Raw genomic sequence first — 17,225 nt, 5'->3', positions numbered from 1 at the left:
TTTTACATAAATGATAAAAGTGGCTTGTACTGCCAAGCCACTTTTACTCTAAAGTTTCTATTTATCTGAATTTTATAATCAAAATTAATAAAATAGATATACTGTTTTTCTATTATAAAAAAGGCTTAATACATGAAAAAAATAATTTTTGCTACGCTTATTACTTCAGTTGTGAGTGGCAGTGCATTTGCAAGCTGTACTTATAATTTTGATGCCACCCACGCACAAATACAGTCCATGGGAACAGATGGCGCAACGTTTCCAAGTGTGATAGGAACAAAGTTATCTTATCAAACGGCACAGCAAAATAAGGTGTATGCTGCATATAGCCAAAATTATTTAGCAAGAATGCTCGCTGCTAATAATCCAACAGCGATGGAATTTACCAAGGGAGATAAAGCAATTCAGACCAGTGGAATCATGGCATTTGAACTTAAAATTAAAGTACCGGATACAAATGGGTCCCTCAATATATTTCCAATCCATGCCAGTGGAATTATGCAAAATGGTAAAGCATTGAATATATTAATTGGTTACCAGAAAAATAGCTCATCAAATGGCTTTTTAGTGACAGTCACATCAAACGATAATTCAGTGACAAGTAGCTTATTACAACTCCCACCAGAAGCAACGTCTGACTCGTATCAAAAAATTGGCATCTATATGAATCAAAACTCTAATCAAGTTGGGTTGATTTTCAATGGTGTAAATAAGGGCTATTTTGCAGCGTACCCATCTAAACTCGATAATCTATACTATGGGGTAATTTCTAACTTTTATGGACTTACAGCAGCTGACAGCGCCAAGGATGTATCAATAGAACTTCTACTCGATCATACACAGTTAAATTTTTCTTACCCAACTGGTACAAAAGATATCTGCGGTGTCGCACTTTAATGATAAATTAGAAGAAATAACCCGCCTCGGCGGATTTCAATGAATTTATCGTATGCAGCATTGTTATGAAAAGCAAAATTCTATTTTTAGGCTTAATCTCCATCTTATTGGTAGGTTGTAATAAACAACCTGAAGTCAAAAATGAGCAAGCGCAAGAGAGCTTTGAAGTCGTAGATAACAAGATTTCAGAATATATGGATATTTTGGATAATCCAGATAGTCCCAAAGAAGAGCAAACACGTGTTCTTTGTAAGGATTATCCAAAATTATATGAATCGAAATATATTCCTGCATTGTTAAAACTGGCACCTAAAGACTATACACAAGAAAAGTTGATGGCTGATCTCAAAACCTCGACTGATTACTATGCTGAAAAGTTGGATATCACCTGTAAATAACGGCTAAGAGAGAGGGCGCTGCGCTCTCTTTTTTATTTTAAAATAAGAATTATTCTCATTTATTGTGAGCTAGCGAGATAACTATGCTAAGATTCGCTGCTTATAAATTTATCGCTTAACAATAAAATCATGAAGAAAATTTTTTTGATGACATCAGTTTTAATCACTTGCTCGTCTATTTTCGCTATTGAATCGGATTTTCAGCAATCGATTTATCTAGATGCTGAAAATACCCGTTATAGTCCGAACCAAAATACTTTTTCGGCTGCTAATATTCAAATCAGACAAGGCACGATTGATATCCACGCTGCAAAAGCGATTGGGACATTGAGAAACGGCCAACCTCATCAAGTTACGCTTACGGGAAGCCCCGTCAAGTTTCAACAGAAAGTGAGTGAAGCAAAAGGGATGGTCTATGGTAAAGCCGATCGCATAGATTACAGCACGTCTGCAACGGAGATCATCTTAAAGGGCAATGCATCAGTGATCATGGATGGCTCCAGTATTTCAGCCGAAACACTCAGATATAATTTAACAGTTGGTGATATAGAGGCTCAAGGTGTACCAAACAAGCGTGTCCAAATGATTATCCCGCCACAGAAGAATGTACAGATGAAGCCGCTCATCAGGAGTCAGTAGGCGAGTCTAAGTGCTTCTATTTGCTTATTTACGGCGTAAAATCTTTATTCTTGTATTTACGCGCCAAAATCTGTCGTTTAGTTGAGTTCTTGGGCTTGAAAAACTGGAAATAGAACATATTATAATTTTTTCTTATTCTGATATCACAGGCGGAATACGGTGAACGAAGAAGTTTTGTTACCTGCATCACGAGCGACTGCAATTTCTAATGCAAATGTTAAAAAGTTAACAGTAGATAAAATTCTCTCAAAAATTTCCAGTACGATTAAATTAAGAGCTAGTGATGGCGATCGAGATGCTTTGCAACAATTTTCAAAACATGAAGTCAGTAGCGAAGACGCAGATATTGTTGTGAATGAATTAAAAACAGCGGGTTATCGGGTATTTCTCAATCCTAATTTTACCAATACCAATATTCAGTTTCAGCTAGAGTGGGACTGAGTTTTTAAAGATCATAAAAAAGCTCCAACTTTGTTTGGGGCTTTTTTATATTGTACCTAAGCTGTTTGTTACTGCATTGAACCAAGCTTAGAGCTCTCTATAGGTACATTTTCAGCAGATAAATCAGAATCCTTTCCTTAAATGTTTAATAAAAATGCCTATAATGTAAAAAAAGCATGATAGAGCAAAAATGAGTTTAAGAGGATGGCTACTGATTCTGTCGGGACTAACATTGACCTTAGTTGCTTATTTATATTGGAACTATACGCAAACGGGTGGTTATAACAAAAATAGTGATGGTTACTATGGCTATTCCTTCCCCATGGACAATGGTTTAAAAAATGCGGCTGATTGTGAATTGGCAAATACAGAGAATCCAGAAGAGCCTCCTGTATCAAAGCAATGGATGGAAGGGTGCAGGAAGTACTTTGAGATCAATCAATAAAAAAGCACCTGACGGTGCTTTTTTATTGAGCTAGATTAGGCTTTATCGGTTTGTTCAGTAGAGAGTACCTGAAAATCGTGGCCTGATGGTGCTTGATAAATTCTTAGGCCAAATTCAGGGATAATCGCAATCAGGTGATCAAAAATATCAGACTGAATTGCCTCATAAGAAGCCCATGCAATGGTATTGGTAAAGGCATAGATTTCTAAAGGTAGGCCTTCACTGGTGGGCTGCATTTGACGAACTAAAATGGTTTGATTTTGGGCAATCCCTTGATGTTGGCGCAAATAAAACTCTACATAGGCACGGAATGTCCCAAGATTGGTTAAACGACGTTGATTATATTGAGATTGATTGCTCAAGTGATTGTTAAACTCTTCAATCTCAGATTTTTTCGCATCAAGATATTGATCCAATAGCAAGAAATCTTTTAATTTTTGCTGTTCTTGATCACTCATAAAGTGAACACTACTTTGATCTAGGAACAGTGAGCGTTTGATACGACGGCAACCTGATTCACTCATACCACGCCAGTTTCTAAAAGTATCCGTCACCAGTTTGTTGGTTGGAATGGTGGTAAAGGTCTTATCAAAATTTTGGACCGTCACGGTATGTAATGACATATCAATGACATCGCCGTCTGCGTTCAATGATGGCATTTCGATCCAGTCACCAATGCGAACCATGTCATAAGAGGCAATTTGGACACTGGCCACCAATGAAAGAATGGTATTTTGGAATACCAACATTAACACGGCAGCCATTGCACCGAAGCCTGCAAGTAGGGTGAAGACATCTTTTTTTAAGAAAGTCCCCAAAATCATCAAGCCGCAGACCACAAACAATATAAGCTTAACCAGCTGTAAATATCCTTTGATCGGCTTGTTTCTTGATTTAGGGTTACGTTGATAAATTAAGTTAAAGATATTCAATGCTTCACTGACGGTGAGTGCTAGGGTCAGGAAGATAAAAGCCTGCGCACCCATTTGTACAAAGCTGATGAATTTCTCTGGTAGATGCGGAATCGTGGTAATGCCATTCATGATGACAATCGCAGGAACGATATTGGCAAATCGTTGAGTTACACTATGTTGTGCAAAAATCGATTGATTTGGAGATTTAAATTTTGTAATTAAATGGCGAATACCACGGACGATAATTCTTTTCGCAATAAAGTTTGCAAGTGCAGCAAACAAAATCAAAATTATTAATGCAATCGCTGTTTCTAGCCATGGGTAATGGCTTAACTCACTACGCAAATACTTTAAATAATCCAAACCCAAAACACCTTATAAATTCTTTGAGCGGGAATTGTAAGGTGTAATGGTGTTTTATATTAACTTGATCACAGTTTATATACGATTTGTAAAGGCGTTTTTACATAACTGTTGGGTGGTTTACCACATCAGATCATCAGGAATCACATAGGCTGCATATGGATCTTCTTCATCTGTGGTTTGATCATTATGTTCAGTATTGTTATTGACCAAGATAAAACCCTGCATTTTTTGATCAATTTTTTCTGCCAGCGCTTTAGGTAGGTAGGCGTAACTGTCTTGATCTTTGGCAATAACAAGCGAACCTGAAACAAGAGCATTATACACTTGTTGTGAAAGATAGACTTTTTTGATTTTAGCTTCATCAATAAATTGATAAATTACATCACCTTCAATGTCTTTGACTTTGTGGTGTTTGATCATTTGGATGATCGAGGCTTTTAAGGCCTTTTCTTCGAGTATGGCTTGTTTTTCTTGATTTAGTGCTTGGTCTTTAGCTAGTTTTTCCTGCTTAGCGCGGTCAATGTCAGCTTTTAAGATAGCATCATCATTTTGCCCAAGACGTTGTTCATGCTGTACTTGCTTGGTTAATTTTTTTGCTTTTTTATTGTCAACTAAGCCTGCTTTTAACAGTTGAGCTTGCAATGCATTTTTAACCATAATTCAATCCAAATTTGAGTTTGATGAAGAACGAAAATAGAAAATCCAGTAGGCCAGACTCATGGCTAAGCTTAACGCAGCTGGAATGAGAAAGGTCTGTAAGTTTAAATAAGGATAGAGCAGACTCGCAATCAGTCCACCACATAAAAAGCCAATCAAAATTAAGAGATGCAGAAAAATACGGCGCGTTTCTACATTTAGGCCTCGTGCTTTATAGCCTAATGCTAAACCGATATCGGTCAGGACGCCAGATAAATGCGTTGTACGGATAATTGCACCTTTATAATGACTCACCATCGCATTCTGTACGCCCATGGCAACACAGGCCCATAACAGGCCGTAGCGTGGAAAATAAGGCAGTAAGAGCCAAGTGAGCACCAGAAAGATCGCAACTAAACTCAGCGGTAGGCCATAACGTCGACCAAAAGCAACGCTCCCATTGCCCAGGATTAAGCCACTATAAAAAGAGCCAATCACAAAGCAAAGGATAACTAGGCTAAGGTAGATAAAATGCTCAGGCTGCCAGTCAAGCAAACTCATTGCTAACATACTGACATTGCCTGTCATGTGTGAAACAGATTGATGGAGGACTGTGAATAAGCCCAAAACGTTTACCATTCCTGCATTCAGTGCAAGGAAGAAAGCACCAAGTTGAATCCAGTTGGGTAAACGTTGAAGTGGCATAGTAACCTATGATCTTGGATGGTCTTTAAAATCAACAGCAGCAGTAAACAGGACGTCAGTTGAAGAATTTAATGCAGTTTCTGTTGAATCTTGCAATACGCTGATAATCATCCCAATTGCAACGATTTGCATCGCAACCTCTGATGATATACCAAATAAACTACACGCAACAGGGATTAATAATAACGATCCACCGGCCACTCCAGATGCGCCACAAGCAGAAACTGTTGCAACCACAGATAAAATAATCATGGTACTTAAATCAACAGGGATACCAAGCGTATGTACAGCAGCGAGTGTTAGCACCGTAATGGTGACTGCTGCGCCTGCCATGTTGATGGTTGCACCCAATGGAATAGAAACGCTAGCCGTTGCTTCATTCACACCTAAACGCTGTGCCAAATCTAGGTTTACTGGAATATTGGCAGCTGAACTACGGGTAAAGAAGGCGGTGATACCACTTTCTTTCAAGCATGTGAATACGAGCGGATATGGGTTTGCTTTCATGGTAATCGCAACCAAGATTGGATTAATCACAAGAGCAACAAATAGCATTGTGCCGATGAGGACGGCTAATAGATGTGCATAACTAGTCAGGGTTGCTAAGCCTTCACTTGCAAATGTCACCGCAACCAAACCAAAGATACCAACTGGTGCGAAACCAATTACGGTATGAATGATTTTATTGACTGCTCCAGCCACATCAGTCAAAACTTGCTTGGTCGTGTCGGAGCTATGGCGCAACGCTAGACCTAAACCAATTGCCCAAGCCAAAATACCAATAAAGTTGGCTTCACCAATTGCTTGAACAGGGTTTGCAATAAAACTTAAAAGTAAATTCTTTAGAATCTCTGCAAGGCTACCTGGTGCTTGAAGGCTAGTTTCTGCCGGTAAATGTAAAAATAGTTGGCTTGGGAAAAATACGCTGGCGGTGACTGCACTGAAGGCAGCAAGTAGCATTCCGACTACATATAAAACCAGCACAGGTTTGATATTTGAGTTCTGACCAATCTGGAAATTTGCAATTGAAGATAAAACTAAAACAAAAACTAAAATCGGTGCAACAGACTTTAATGCTTTAATGAATAATTCACCCAATAAACTTAAATAGGGTGTAAAGTTAGGAAAGAGCAAAGCGACGCCAATCCCTAAAAAAATAGCGATAATAATTTTGCTAACTAAGCTCAAGCGAGACAGTACATTAAACATATAAAGGCCTTATAAACCTATGCACGGTTTAAGGTTAAACAAGCGCGGTATTCTATACCTAAGAACCGTGAATAATAAAATTTTTTTTGCAATTCAATTACTTTAAAAATCCCGAAAAAATTAACACAATGTTTTTAAAAAAAAATTATGAAAACATGACACATCCTTTTGTATAAAAAAAAATCAATAAAAGCTGCTTATTCTACAAGCATTTCAGGCGAAAGTGTTTGTATTGCTTGATAATGTGATAAAAATATTTGGCCTGTCAGATCATTTTTTAGCTGCGATTTACATAGTCGTTCCATTACTGGACTCTTTACTTCGGATAGATGCAATTGGATATTTAACTGAGCCAACTCTCGATTGAGGTGCTCTAACATTTCTAAAGCGCTGAGATCAATATTGCTTATGCTTGAGCAGTTGATCACGACATGTTGCAATAGCGAATTTTGACTCACTGCTGTAATTACATGACCTTTAAGTACATGGGCATTTAAAAAGTTGAGATTTTCATCAACACGCAAAGAAACCACAGCTTGCGTTGTAATGACACTGTAATTAGAAATATTTCTAAAGTGTTGAGTTCCTTCAATTAAACCAATTACAGCAATATGTGGTCGACTGATCCGCCAAAGCAGCAGAACAAAAGTCAATACAATACCAATAATGAGTCCAGTTGAAATATCTATACAGGTGACACCAAAGAACGTCACCCACATTGCTAGTCCGTCAGCTTTTGAATATTTCCATGTTTCAATAAATGGTGTCAGTGTTATCAACTTCCAGATAGAAACAAAAATTGTGGCAGCTAATACAGCTAGAGGTAGGTTTTGAAAGAAGCCTGTAAAGTAAAGACTGACAGCAATCATCAATAAAGATGAAATAACACCAGACATTGGGGTTTTTGCTCCTGCATCAGCGTTGACAACAGTACGAGATAAGCTACCAGAGACTGCAAAACCAGAATTGAGTCCTGCGGCAATATTGGCTAAGCCTAAGGCAATCAGTTCTTGGTTACTGTCTAAGTCATCACGCTTTTGTAGTGCCGTGGCTTGTGCAATGGCTAGTGATTCTACAAAGCTAATCATTGCTATCATGAATGCACTTGGGAGTAGTTGCAGAATCAGCTCAGTGTTCCAGGTCGGAAAATGGAAATTAGGTAGACCTGTTGGAATGACACCGACAGTTTTGATTGCTTGGTCATCATTCCCAAGCAAAGTAATGATTGCAATCGATGCCAAGACCATGAGTAAGGGTAATATTTTATTTAGAAAACTGGATCGAATCAGTTTTGGAAGCATGAACAGGAGTAAAACAGAAATTAGCCCAAAGCTTATGCCTGTCAACGTAACTTGGTGCAAGTTTTGAGATAAGCTCAGTAAAAATTCAGGAATATTGCCTGCCTGTAATGGAATATCCAGTAAAAACTTAAACTGTCCTAAGGCGATGAGTAAAGCGGATGCAATAATAAAGCTTTGAATAACAGGATGACTAATCAGCTGAATAAGAAAACCGAAACGCAATAAACCTAAAAGCAGAGAAATGATTCCGACAAGTAGCGCTAATAAATATGCAGCCTCTATATAGGCAGTTGATCCAGCAGCAAATAGAGGATCAAGCGCTGTAAATACCATCATCGAAATAATGGCAACAGGGCCAATGGAAAGAGTAGTGCTACTGCCAGTAAAGGCATAGACAATCATGGGTAATATACTCGCGTATATCCCCATAATTGGTGGTAGCCCTGCCAACATGGCATAAGCCATACCTTGAGGTACAAGCATGGCTAATACAATGCAAGCAGCGATCAGATCAGACTTTAAACTAGAAAGCTGATACTGGCTTAACCATTTTCGCGCAGGAAATAGTTTAGATAGGTTTGGCTTTAACATTTTCATGCACAGCAGCCTAAATCATAAAATGATATATATTATGCAGAAAAAATGCTAAAGAGGGTATGATGGAATTTGTATAGAGAATTATGCCTGAGGACAATAATGCTCATATAAGGTGTTTAAAACGATTTTCAATTTAGGATCTAAAATTGAATAAAAAATTTGTTTGCCGTCGCGACGGGTTGAAACAACATTACTTTTTCTTAGCATCATCAATTGCTGAGAAAGCGTCGGTTGGAAGATTTGGGTCAACTCTTCAATTTGTGAAACATTAAGTTCTTGTTTAGCTAAATGACACAAAATAATTAAACGATCAGTATTTGCCAGAGATTTCAGTACAGTTACAATTGTACTGGCAGATTCTCTCATTGCGTCGATCTCGAAATCCTTTTGCATGCATATACTCTCTCGGTTACAGCCGTGGCTAGTATAAAGTCACATAACGGAAAAATTGTAGTAAAACTGAATAATTGCAATGGTTTTTAATGAAGAAGTATATCAGTAAAAGTGATAACAAATAGCGATACTGTTGAATAATCGGTAATTAATGAGAAATATGTGATTTAATTCACATTATTGTGATTTTGATAGTTTTTTATCAAGTTGGTGGTAATCAAAATCGAATCTTGGTCAAACAATTTGTTAAAATTACTAAACAATAAAATTAAGTAATTAATATAATTAATAAATATAAAAAAGTTCAAAAAAAGATTGTGCTTTACAAAAAAATATATATAATGAGAGACAAGACAGAACGATCTGTCTGCATAAGAAGGATCGGAAGTGCGAAAGTACGACCGCCAGAGGGTAATAATACTTATTATTCTTTTTACACTCAGACGCAAGCGTGAGCCACAATAATAACTATAAATCACGCTTTATTTTTTTATTCTGATATATCTTTATTCTTTTTTTCATAAAAAAATATCCCTTTATCTATAAAGGGATACTTGATAATTACGCTAATGCTTTTTCAAAACTAATTAGATGCTCTACGCGTTTCCAGTATTCATCCATTTCAACGGAGTGTTTGTTAACATGTGCTTGAATGGTCATACCATCTAAAATGCTAACAATCAGAGTTGCTAGATGAGTTGGATTGCGAATATCTAAGTTCTTTAATAAGTTTTCAATTAAAGCCGTTAACCAAATTTTGTACTGGGTGGCTGGCTGCAGCGTGGAAGGGTAGATTTTAATCACTTCTTCCAATGCTTTTTGAAACATACAACCATTAAAATCTTCGCTATTAAACCACGCAGCATACCATCCAAAAATTGCTTTAAGCTGGGCAAGATGATCATCTGGATCACATTCTGCCAAAGTCGCATTTAAAGAAGTTTGGAGATTAATGTTGCGTTGCACTAAGCATTCTTCAATTAACTTCTCCTTAGATGGGAAGTATTTGTAGAAAGTCATTTTTGCAACGCCAGACTCACTAATGATTCGATCTACACCGATCGAGTTATAGCTATGCGAATTAAAAAGTCTTAATGCAGTGGTAATAATATCTTCTTTTTTTGACATACAACGCCTCGAGTTCGCCCATCGCCAAGAGCATCATGTTGCATTTCATCATGCAATTTTGGCAGGGATTTTACATGGTATTTTGAAAATATCATAGGAAAAAATAACATTATTTATTTAAATGATTCTTTAGTCCGCATTTTCAAGTGCAGGGTTTAAAAATAATGTTCTATATCTATAGAAAATAACTATTAATTAAATCTTAAAATACGATAAAACATTAGAATAATTTAAAATTATTTGATTGGTGATTATTCATCTAATTGTTTTCAAAGGACAACTAGTTTTTTAGGCGATTTTGATTTAATAATCGGACTATATTGAGATCTATTCTTGTTTGTAATTTTGTGTATATTTAAGCAACGGTTCTAATTTTTAATGTTTGCTCAGGAATCTATTTTGAATAAATACATAATATAAAAGCCAGTTAGTTATAGTTAAAATAAATAACTGACTTTCATCGTATAATTTTCTATTTTAAGATTTACTTTGTTGAGATGGCAGGGTTGCAATCAGCTTGATAAAGTTGTGATACAACATCGATTGCTGGCTTGGTGTGTAGACAGAACGCTTGATGTTGCCTTTGTCTGTTTCGATTGAAAGTTCAACATTTTGGGCTTTTTTCAGCTCATATAGAAATGTGCTTGGCAGAACAAAGCTATTCGATGAACGTCTTGGAATCAGTCGATTGATGTCTTTTTGCTGTGTTGGACCAACAGGCTGATAAGTGAATGCTTTATCATCAATTAAGAAAGTAAGGCTTTTTATATCATAATAATCATAACTGCTATTGAGTACCGTCTCGACTCTTAATTGCTCTTTATGTTGTTTATCCCATTCAACAAAAACATTTGGGCACAGTTCGTTTGCTTTGCAGTTCAAAGAGCCTGCGGTTGCAAGATTGCCTGTTGAGCTGGCAGAAGAGTCAGGTAAGGTTGCACAGCCACTCATCACAATACAAAGGCTCAGTAAACTTAAAGTTTTTTTCATCTTTTTAACTCTCTAGGATGTACTCAATATTTCAGTGTTAATGATGTAGTTGTGGACCAAGAAATTCAAATGGTTTTGATATCTTAAATTGATCGGTTGCATCACCAGCAAAAGTATTTTGTTGATCTTTGCCAAGGTCAAGTTTACGCGCTAAACCATCTTTAAAGTTAATTTTCTTTAAATCAACCCAAAATACATTTGGGGAAACAGCGGATTCAAAGAAATAGAGTTGCTGCTTATGGTCTGCGACGGTTCTCCAGCGTGTCGATGAAATATTAGGTTCTTCTGCTGTATTTAAGCCATAAGGCACAGAAGCATTACGAATCACACTAAAAACTGACGCTAATGCATCTTTAGGATTGTCATTTTTGGGGATGGCATTAATATAAAAAGAGGCGCGCGCAAAGCGGTCGGCAGCACGATTGGTACCTGGTAACATAATCGTTCCGCCAATTTGTTGCCAATACGTATTCAGCGCCAGTTGTTGATCAAATATTGGGGAGTTGGTCATGACTTGATATTTTTTGTTGTGATGAATGACTTGCTTGCCCCCGATATATTCGATAATGGCGCTATCACCTGTTTTGTCCGAAATGGATAAATGCAATGTTGCAAGGCGTTGTTCTCCAGGCACACTGTCAGTTATCAGATCAAAAGGTTCTTTTTCTAAGGCACTGATTGCTTCAGCAACGCTTGCATAGTTATCCAGAACATATTGCGCCCAAGCCGAAATGCTGAGTTGCGGTTTTTTAGATTGTTTGGTGTCTGGATATTGAGATTCAACTAACCATAATACATTGGCAACCAATCCTGCTTCATTCATACCGTCGGTCGTTGAAATATCATAACCTGTGGCAATCACACTGCCGTATTTGGCTTTCCATTTTAAAGATTTTGGCCCTGCATTGCTGTCACGAATTACACCACTGGGTAAAATCCAGAGGTTGGTGCCTACATCAACCTTCCAGTCCATTGATCGAGCGGTAATGATATGGTCATTATGACCTAAATAGACTGCTCGGGTGCAGGCGTGGCTTGTCTGTAGAATGAAAGAGGATGCGAGAAAGGAAAAACATAATATTTTTTTAAACACAAGTCATACTCCTTGCTGTTGTATCAAAATGATTTCTATCAAATATTTTTATAATGACTTGGCTTTAGTCTATTAAAAAAAAATTCTTATTCAAGCATTAAAATGTAATCATTATAAAAAGTAGGGTTTTATTTTTGGATCTGGATTTTAGATACATGTGGATAGAGATTAATCTCTATCCACAGAGAAATACATGTTCTAGTTGTCGTTTGGTGGTAATAACATCACAACGGCGGTATTCAGCAGTGTTGTGATATCTTCTAGAATTTCGACTTGATTAAATCGGTCATCTAACAATAAGCTTTCACCATCTGCGATTTGCTTTAGATAAGGAGTGAACGTTTCTGAAACACAGACTGTATCTCCATTCGCCCAAAACTCTAAAGATTCTCCTTGTTTTCTATATAGCAAGCGAGAGGCTGGCTCTAGAATAATTTGATAATCCGCCCCAATAATCTCGGCAACATCATGAGTATCCACTTCTTCGGGCTCTGGAATGTTGTTTGGATAGCTTGCTTCGCTCATATAGGCCATGATCGCTGCATCAAATTCAGGTGCCTGAGTGAGATAATCAAGTAATTGAGTCTTTAAATATGAAAACTCAGTACTGTTAATTTCCCCTAGATGTGCTGTCTGCTGACGTGCAATATCGATCAATGGATTTTTGAGTAAGGTATTCTCTGCAAATTTATCACTGACCTGATCAATCATTTCTGAAAGATTAGGCATGCGGAAACCAAAAGAGAAGGTTAAACAATCATCTTCTGCAACGCCATAATGTGCAAGACCTGGTGGGACATAGAGCAGGTCACCAGGTGCAAGTACTTCATCAAACTGAATATCTAATTCAGCTAAAAGTTTCAGTGGCTGATCTGGTAAAAACTCAGTTGATTCATCGCACATTTGGCCCAATTGCCAACGACGATGGCCATGACCTTGTACCAAAAAGACATCATAAAAATCGAAGTGTTTACCAACAGAGCCACCTTTAGGTGCGTAAGACACCATGATGTCATCACGACGCCATTGAGGGATAAATGGAAACTTCTTCCAAAGCTCTGAAATATCAAATGAATAGTGATCTACTGCTTGAACCAAAAGGGTCCAAAGATTCGGCAGCTTTTGGAAATCACCTTTGGTTAAAGGAGATGATTTCACATGCCATTCATTTGGATTTTTATTTTTTTGACGAATTAAGCGAGCAGTAACGTCTTCTTCTAACGCCAGTTCTTGCACATCTTCTGGCTCTAATAAACCAATGATTTCAGGCATTGCATTACGAACCAGCAACGGCTTTTTCTGCCAATATTCGTTAAGAAATTGTTCTGCGCTGATACCGCCGAGTACCGTTAAAGATTGAGACATGGGAAATAAAACCAACAACATATAAATTAGTGCGTATTCTCCCTTGAGTTGAATATTGGTGCAAGTCTTGTCTGAATGTGATGAAAAGCTCCGAAATAGTCATCAAAAGTGCAGCAATGTATTTAATCTTGATCAATTAGAAGCGGATTCATTCACAGACTTTCAAAAAAACAGTATGCTTAAGACGCAAAAAGGAGCATTCATGTATCAAGTACTGGCAAGAAAATACCGTCCACGTAATTTCAATGAGTTAGTGGGGCAAAACCATGTTTCTCGTGCTTTAACCAGCGCATTAGAACGTGGGCGTTTGCACCATGCCTACTTGTTTACAGGAACGCGTGGTGTTGGTAAAACCACGATTGCCCGTATTTTAGCCAAATGCTTAAACTGCGAGACAGGCGTGACTTCAACGCCGTGTGAAGTCTGTGCAACCTGTAAGGCCGTAAATGAAGGTCGTTTTATTGATTTAATTGAAATCGATGCGGCATCACGGACCAAGGTTGAGGATACACGCGAATTACTCGACAATGTGCCTTATGCGCCAACGCAGGGGCGCTTCAAAGTTTATCTGATCGATGAAGTGCACATGCTTTCAACGCATTCATTCAATGCCTTGCTCAAGACACTGGAAGAACCACCAGAGCATGTGAAGTTCCTCTTTGCAACCACTGATCCACAAAAACTGCCGATTACCGTCATCTCACGCTGTTTGCAATTTACCTTACGTCCTTTGGCTGTTGATGAAATCACAGAACATTTGACAGCAATTTTAAATAAAGAGCATATCGAAGCCGATCAAGATGCGATTTGGCAAATTGCAGAATCTGCACAAGGTTCATTGCGTGATGCATTGTCTTTAACAGATCAGGCAATTGCCTATGGTCAAGGTGCAGTCCATCATCAAGATGTTAAAGATATGCTCGGTTTGATTGACCGAACCATTATTTATGATTTGATTCTGGCAATTCATCAAAATCAGCAAGCACGAGTAAGTCAGCTACTTCTACAATTTAGACAGCAAGCTTTAGATGTATCTTTGGTTTTGGATCAATTGGTTTCGACCTTGCATGAACTGGCATTGTTGCAATATTTGCCTGATCTTGCACTGAAATATAGTGAAGAAATTAACCAGAAGATTCTACAATTGTCGAAACTCATTTCTGCTCAAGATTTGCAGTTGTATTATCAAATTGCCTGTAAAGGTCGAGCTGAGTTGCAACTTGCAGTGACGCAAGAGCAAGGCTTTGAAATGACTGTGTTGCGTTTACTGGCGTTTAGACCTTTGACTTTGAATGAAGTTACCGTAACTGCAACACCTGTTACGCAAATTACAGCACCTGAAGTGCATCAGCCAGTACAGGATTTAAGTACAGAAAATCAGTTTGCAGTTCAGCAAGAAACGGTTAGCGTTGAACCTGAACCTGAACCTAACCGTACAGAAAATCAGTTTGCAGAACCTGAACCTGAACCTGAACCTGAACCTGAACCTGAACCTGAACCTGAACCTGAACCTGAACCTGAACCTGAACCTGAACAGCACAATCAAGAACCTCATCTCATGGTGTTTGATGCCGAGGAAGGTCAGTTAATTGGATTGGATCTATCAGTGCAACAACACACGATTCAGTCGAATATCGTTGCGGCGGATGATGTGCTGGTTTTTCCTGTCGAGCAAAGTCCTCAAGTACCGCTGCAGCAAGTGAAAGTTGAGCAAGTACTTGATCTCGTATCGGAGTCAGTAGCTGAAGTGGTTGTTTCGGAACCGAATGTTGTTGCAGACAAGCCAGTTGCACCCGTAATAAAACAGCAAGATTATGGACAAACTGATCTGATGCCTCAAGATATTTTAAAACTGCGTGAGCAGGTTTTAGAAGGCGAGTGGAATTTAGAGAAATGGGAATATTGGTTTAGAACCAGCCAGCTTTCACCTGCGGTTCAAGAGTTAGCCCAACATGGTGTGATGCAAGGACAGATCAATGCTGTTTCTGTTTTTCAGATTCCTCAAGAATATGAAGGTATGTTGTCACAATTGCAGCATGGCTTGGAGGATGCGTTAAAAGCACAATGGCCACAAACACTGTTTAGTGTGCAATATGCTGCGGTAGATTCCAATACACCTTTAATGATGCAGAATGAGCGTAAAGAAAGAGCCTACCATCGTGCAGTCGAGTTATTACATCAAGAGCCGACGATTAAGAGTTTGGTCGATACTTTTGATGCCGAATTGGTCAATATTAAGCTTAATCCTTAGCTGAAATAGACAGAAGAGTATTTATTTTTTACTTTGTAATGATTTAGATAAGCTAAAAGTGTAATCTATGCTTAAAATTTAAATCATAACGAAATAAGGGTAAAAAATAATGCGTCGTTTACCAGTTTATTTATTACTTGATACCTCTGGCTCTATGCATGGCGAACCTATAGAAGCTGTAAAAAATGGGGTACAAATTTTACTTTCGACTTTGCGTCAAGATCCATATGCGCTGGAAACGGCTTATTTATCTTTAATTAGTTTTGATAGCCAAGCCAAACAGTTAGTCCCATTAACTGAATTGGCTGTTTTCCAAGCGCCAGATTTGCAGGTCACAGGCACCACCGCCTTGGGTGATGCTTTGGCGCTGTTAGCCGATAAAATTGAACAGGAAGTGGCAAAAACCACCGCAGAGGTCAAAGGTGACTGGAAACCTTTGATTTTCATTATGACGGATGGTGTGCCAACAGATGATTGGCGTAAAGGGTTGCAACGTTTACAACAAGTTAAAACAGGGGTGATTGTGGCCTGCGCAGCGGGACATGGAGCCGATACTTCAATTTTAAAACAAATCACAGAAGTTGTGGTTGAATTGGCAACGGCAGATTCAAATACGATTAAAGCATTCTTTAAATGGGTTTCTGCCAGTATTTCAACAGGCAGTCAGAAAGTGGATGCAGGACAAAAAGAAGTTACCGGTTTGGGCGATTTGCCACCACCACCACCTGAAGTCAACATCGTACTATAAAAGTAAAACAAAGTTTAAATAAGAGGGTAAAACCATGGCTGTGAGTTTAAATAAAGGTCAAGGAATTAGTTTAAGTAAAACTGAAAATAATTTGTCTCAAGTAACGATTGGTTTAGGTTGGGATATTCAGGAACAGAAAAAAGGCTTTCTTGGTGGATTATTTGGTGGTAATGGCGCTGAATATGATTTGGATGTGATCGCCTTCCTTGTGGGGAGCAATGGCAAGGTCAATAATCTGGGGCGAGATGCGCAAGGAAATGTCACCTTAGAAAATAGTGACGTTATCTTTTTCAATAATCAAAAACATTCTTCTGGACATATTTGGTTAACTGGTGATAACCGTACAGGTGCGGGAGATGGTGATGATGAACAAATTGTCGTAAAGCTCAATGACCTTGGTCAACAATACCAAAAAGTCGTTTTTGTGGTGCAAATATATAAAGCTGCTGAGAATAAACAACATTTTGGGCAAGTCAAAAATGCATTTATTCGTGCAGTGGATACTACAGGCAAAGAAATGGTCCGTTTCGATTTGTCAGGTACTGGGCAATATGATCAGCAGCGCTCACTACTGTTTGCTGAACTTGTTCGTGAATCGGCAGGATGGAAATTTAATGCAGTCGGACAGGCATCCCAGTCTGATTCATTTGTGGAATGGTTAAAACAATACGCTTAAAAAATTGATTTTCGGCTAAAGAAAGGTTAAGAA

18 protein-coding genes are annotated in these 17,225 nt (G+C 38.2%); 8 read left to right on the top strand and 10 right to left on the bottom strand.

What is annotated here, in order from left to right:
- The first annotated feature begins 132 nt into the window (after positions 1–132).
- The 5 genes from NG55_RS06290 to NG55_RS06270 all read left to right on the top strand — a co-directional run bounded on the left by NG55_RS06290 (position 133) and on the right by NG55_RS06270 (position 2,820).
- A complete protein-coding gene (locus tag NG55_RS06290; protein WP_065342750.1) occupies positions 133–897 on the top strand; it encodes a DUF4882 family protein in 765 nt (254 codons plus the stop codon).
- Between the two features lie 65 nt (positions 898–962).
- A complete protein-coding gene (locus NG55_RS06285; RefSeq protein ID WP_065342749.1) occupies positions 963–1,295 on the top strand; it encodes a hypothetical protein in 333 nt (110 codons plus the stop codon).
- 126 nt (positions 1,296–1,421) lie between these two features.
- Positions 1,422–1,934 carry a lipopolysaccharide transport periplasmic protein LptA gene (gene lptA, locus NG55_RS06280; RefSeq protein WP_065342748.1) on the top strand — a complete coding sequence of 171 codons (513 nt, stop codon included), beginning with the start codon at positions 1,422–1,424 and terminating at the stop codon, positions 1,932–1,934.
- Positions 1,935–2,093: 159 nt separating this feature from the next.
- Complete coding sequence (locus NG55_RS06275; RefSeq protein WP_016540389.1) at positions 2,094–2,375, top strand: hypothetical protein; 282 nt, start codon at positions 2,094–2,096, stop codon at positions 2,373–2,375.
- Between the two features lie 190 nt (positions 2,376–2,565).
- Entirely contained in the window at positions 2,566–2,820 is a 255-nt protein-coding gene (locus NG55_RS06270; protein WP_065342747.1) for a hypothetical protein, read from the top strand.
- 35 nt (positions 2,821–2,855) lie between these two features.
- Here the strand turns inward: NG55_RS06270 and NG55_RS06265 are convergent, their stop codons facing one another.
- The 10 genes from NG55_RS06265 to NG55_RS06220 all read right to left on the bottom strand — a co-directional run bounded on the left by NG55_RS06265 (position 2,856) and on the right by NG55_RS06220 (position 13,517).
- Positions 2,856–4,097 carry a mechanosensitive ion channel family protein gene (locus NG55_RS06265; protein ID WP_016540387.1) on the bottom strand — a complete coding sequence of 414 codons (1,242 nt, stop codon included), beginning with the start codon at positions 4,095–4,097 and terminating at the stop codon, positions 2,856–2,858.
- A gap of 120 nt (positions 4,098–4,217) precedes the next feature.
- The gene (locus NG55_RS06260; protein ID WP_065342746.1) at positions 4,218–4,757 is read right to left on the bottom strand and encodes a DUF2058 domain-containing protein; all 540 of its coding nucleotides are present in this window, start codon (positions 4,755–4,757) and stop codon (positions 4,218–4,220) included.
- 3 nt (positions 4,758–4,760) lie between these two features.
- Positions 4,761–5,441, bottom strand: a complete 681-nt coding sequence (locus NG55_RS06255) for a YoaK family protein (RefSeq protein WP_065342745.1) — start codon at positions 5,439–5,441, stop codon at positions 4,761–4,763.
- Between the two features lie 6 nt (positions 5,442–5,447).
- On the bottom strand, positions 5,448–6,650 hold the full coding sequence (gene sstT / locus NG55_RS06250) for a serine/threonine transporter SstT (protein ID WP_065342744.1): 1,203 nt from the start codon (positions 6,648–6,650) through the stop codon (positions 5,448–5,450).
- A gap of 197 nt (positions 6,651–6,847) precedes the next feature.
- Positions 6,848–8,548, bottom strand: coding sequence for a SulP family inorganic anion transporter (locus tag NG55_RS06245; protein WP_016540383.1), 1,701 nt, complete (start codon positions 8,546–8,548; stop codon positions 6,848–6,850).
- Positions 8,549–8,629: 81 nt separating this feature from the next.
- Positions 8,630–8,941: an ArsR/SmtB family transcription factor gene (locus NG55_RS06240; protein WP_065342743.1), complete on the bottom strand. Its 312-nt coding sequence runs from the start codon at positions 8,939–8,941 to the stop codon at positions 8,630–8,632.
- A 561-nt stretch (positions 8,942–9,502) separates the two neighbouring features.
- Positions 9,503–10,069 (bottom strand): TetR/AcrR family transcriptional regulator, encoded by a 567-nt coding sequence (locus NG55_RS06235; RefSeq protein ID WP_065342742.1) that lies wholly within the window; start codon positions 10,067–10,069, stop codon positions 9,503–9,505.
- 477 nt (positions 10,070–10,546) lie between these two features.
- Positions 10,547–11,059, bottom strand: a complete 513-nt coding sequence (locus NG55_RS06230; protein ID WP_065342741.1) for a hypothetical protein — start codon at positions 11,057–11,059, stop codon at positions 10,547–10,549.
- 37 nt (positions 11,060–11,096) lie between these two features.
- Positions 11,097–12,152, bottom strand: coding sequence for a linear amide C-N hydrolase (locus tag NG55_RS06225; RefSeq protein WP_065342740.1), 1,056 nt, complete (start codon positions 12,150–12,152; stop codon positions 11,097–11,099).
- 198 nt (positions 12,153–12,350) lie between these two features.
- A complete protein-coding gene (locus tag NG55_RS06220) occupies positions 12,351–13,517 on the bottom strand; it encodes a cupin domain-containing protein (RefSeq protein WP_016540378.1) in 1,167 nt (388 codons plus the stop codon).
- A 202-nt stretch (positions 13,518–13,719) separates the two neighbouring features.
- Between NG55_RS06220 and dnaX the strand changes: the two genes are divergently transcribed.
- The 3 genes from dnaX (at position 13,720) to NG55_RS06205 (ending at position 17,192) form a co-directional block, all read left to right on the top strand.
- Positions 13,720–15,768: a DNA polymerase III subunit gamma/tau gene (gene dnaX, locus NG55_RS06215; RefSeq protein ID WP_065343053.1), complete on the top strand. Its 2,049-nt coding sequence runs from the start codon at positions 13,720–13,722 to the stop codon at positions 15,766–15,768.
- A 109-nt stretch (positions 15,769–15,877) separates the two neighbouring features.
- On the top strand, positions 15,878–16,516 hold the full coding sequence (locus NG55_RS06210) for a vWA domain-containing protein (RefSeq protein ID WP_016540376.1): 639 nt from the start codon (positions 15,878–15,880) through the stop codon (positions 16,514–16,516).
- 34 nt (positions 16,517–16,550) lie between these two features.
- Positions 16,551–17,192, top strand: coding sequence for a TerD family protein (locus NG55_RS06205; protein WP_065342739.1), 642 nt, complete (start codon positions 16,551–16,553; stop codon positions 17,190–17,192).
- The last annotated feature ends 33 nt before the right edge of the window (positions 17,193–17,225 follow it).

It is taken from the genome of Acinetobacter gyllenbergii (genome assembly GCF_001682515.1).
Classification (GTDB): Bacteria; Pseudomonadota; Gammaproteobacteria; order Pseudomonadales; family Moraxellaceae; genus Acinetobacter; species Acinetobacter gyllenbergii.
The sequence above is the reverse complement of the archived record's forward strand: the minus strand, read 5'-3'. Positions and strand labels throughout refer to the sequence as shown.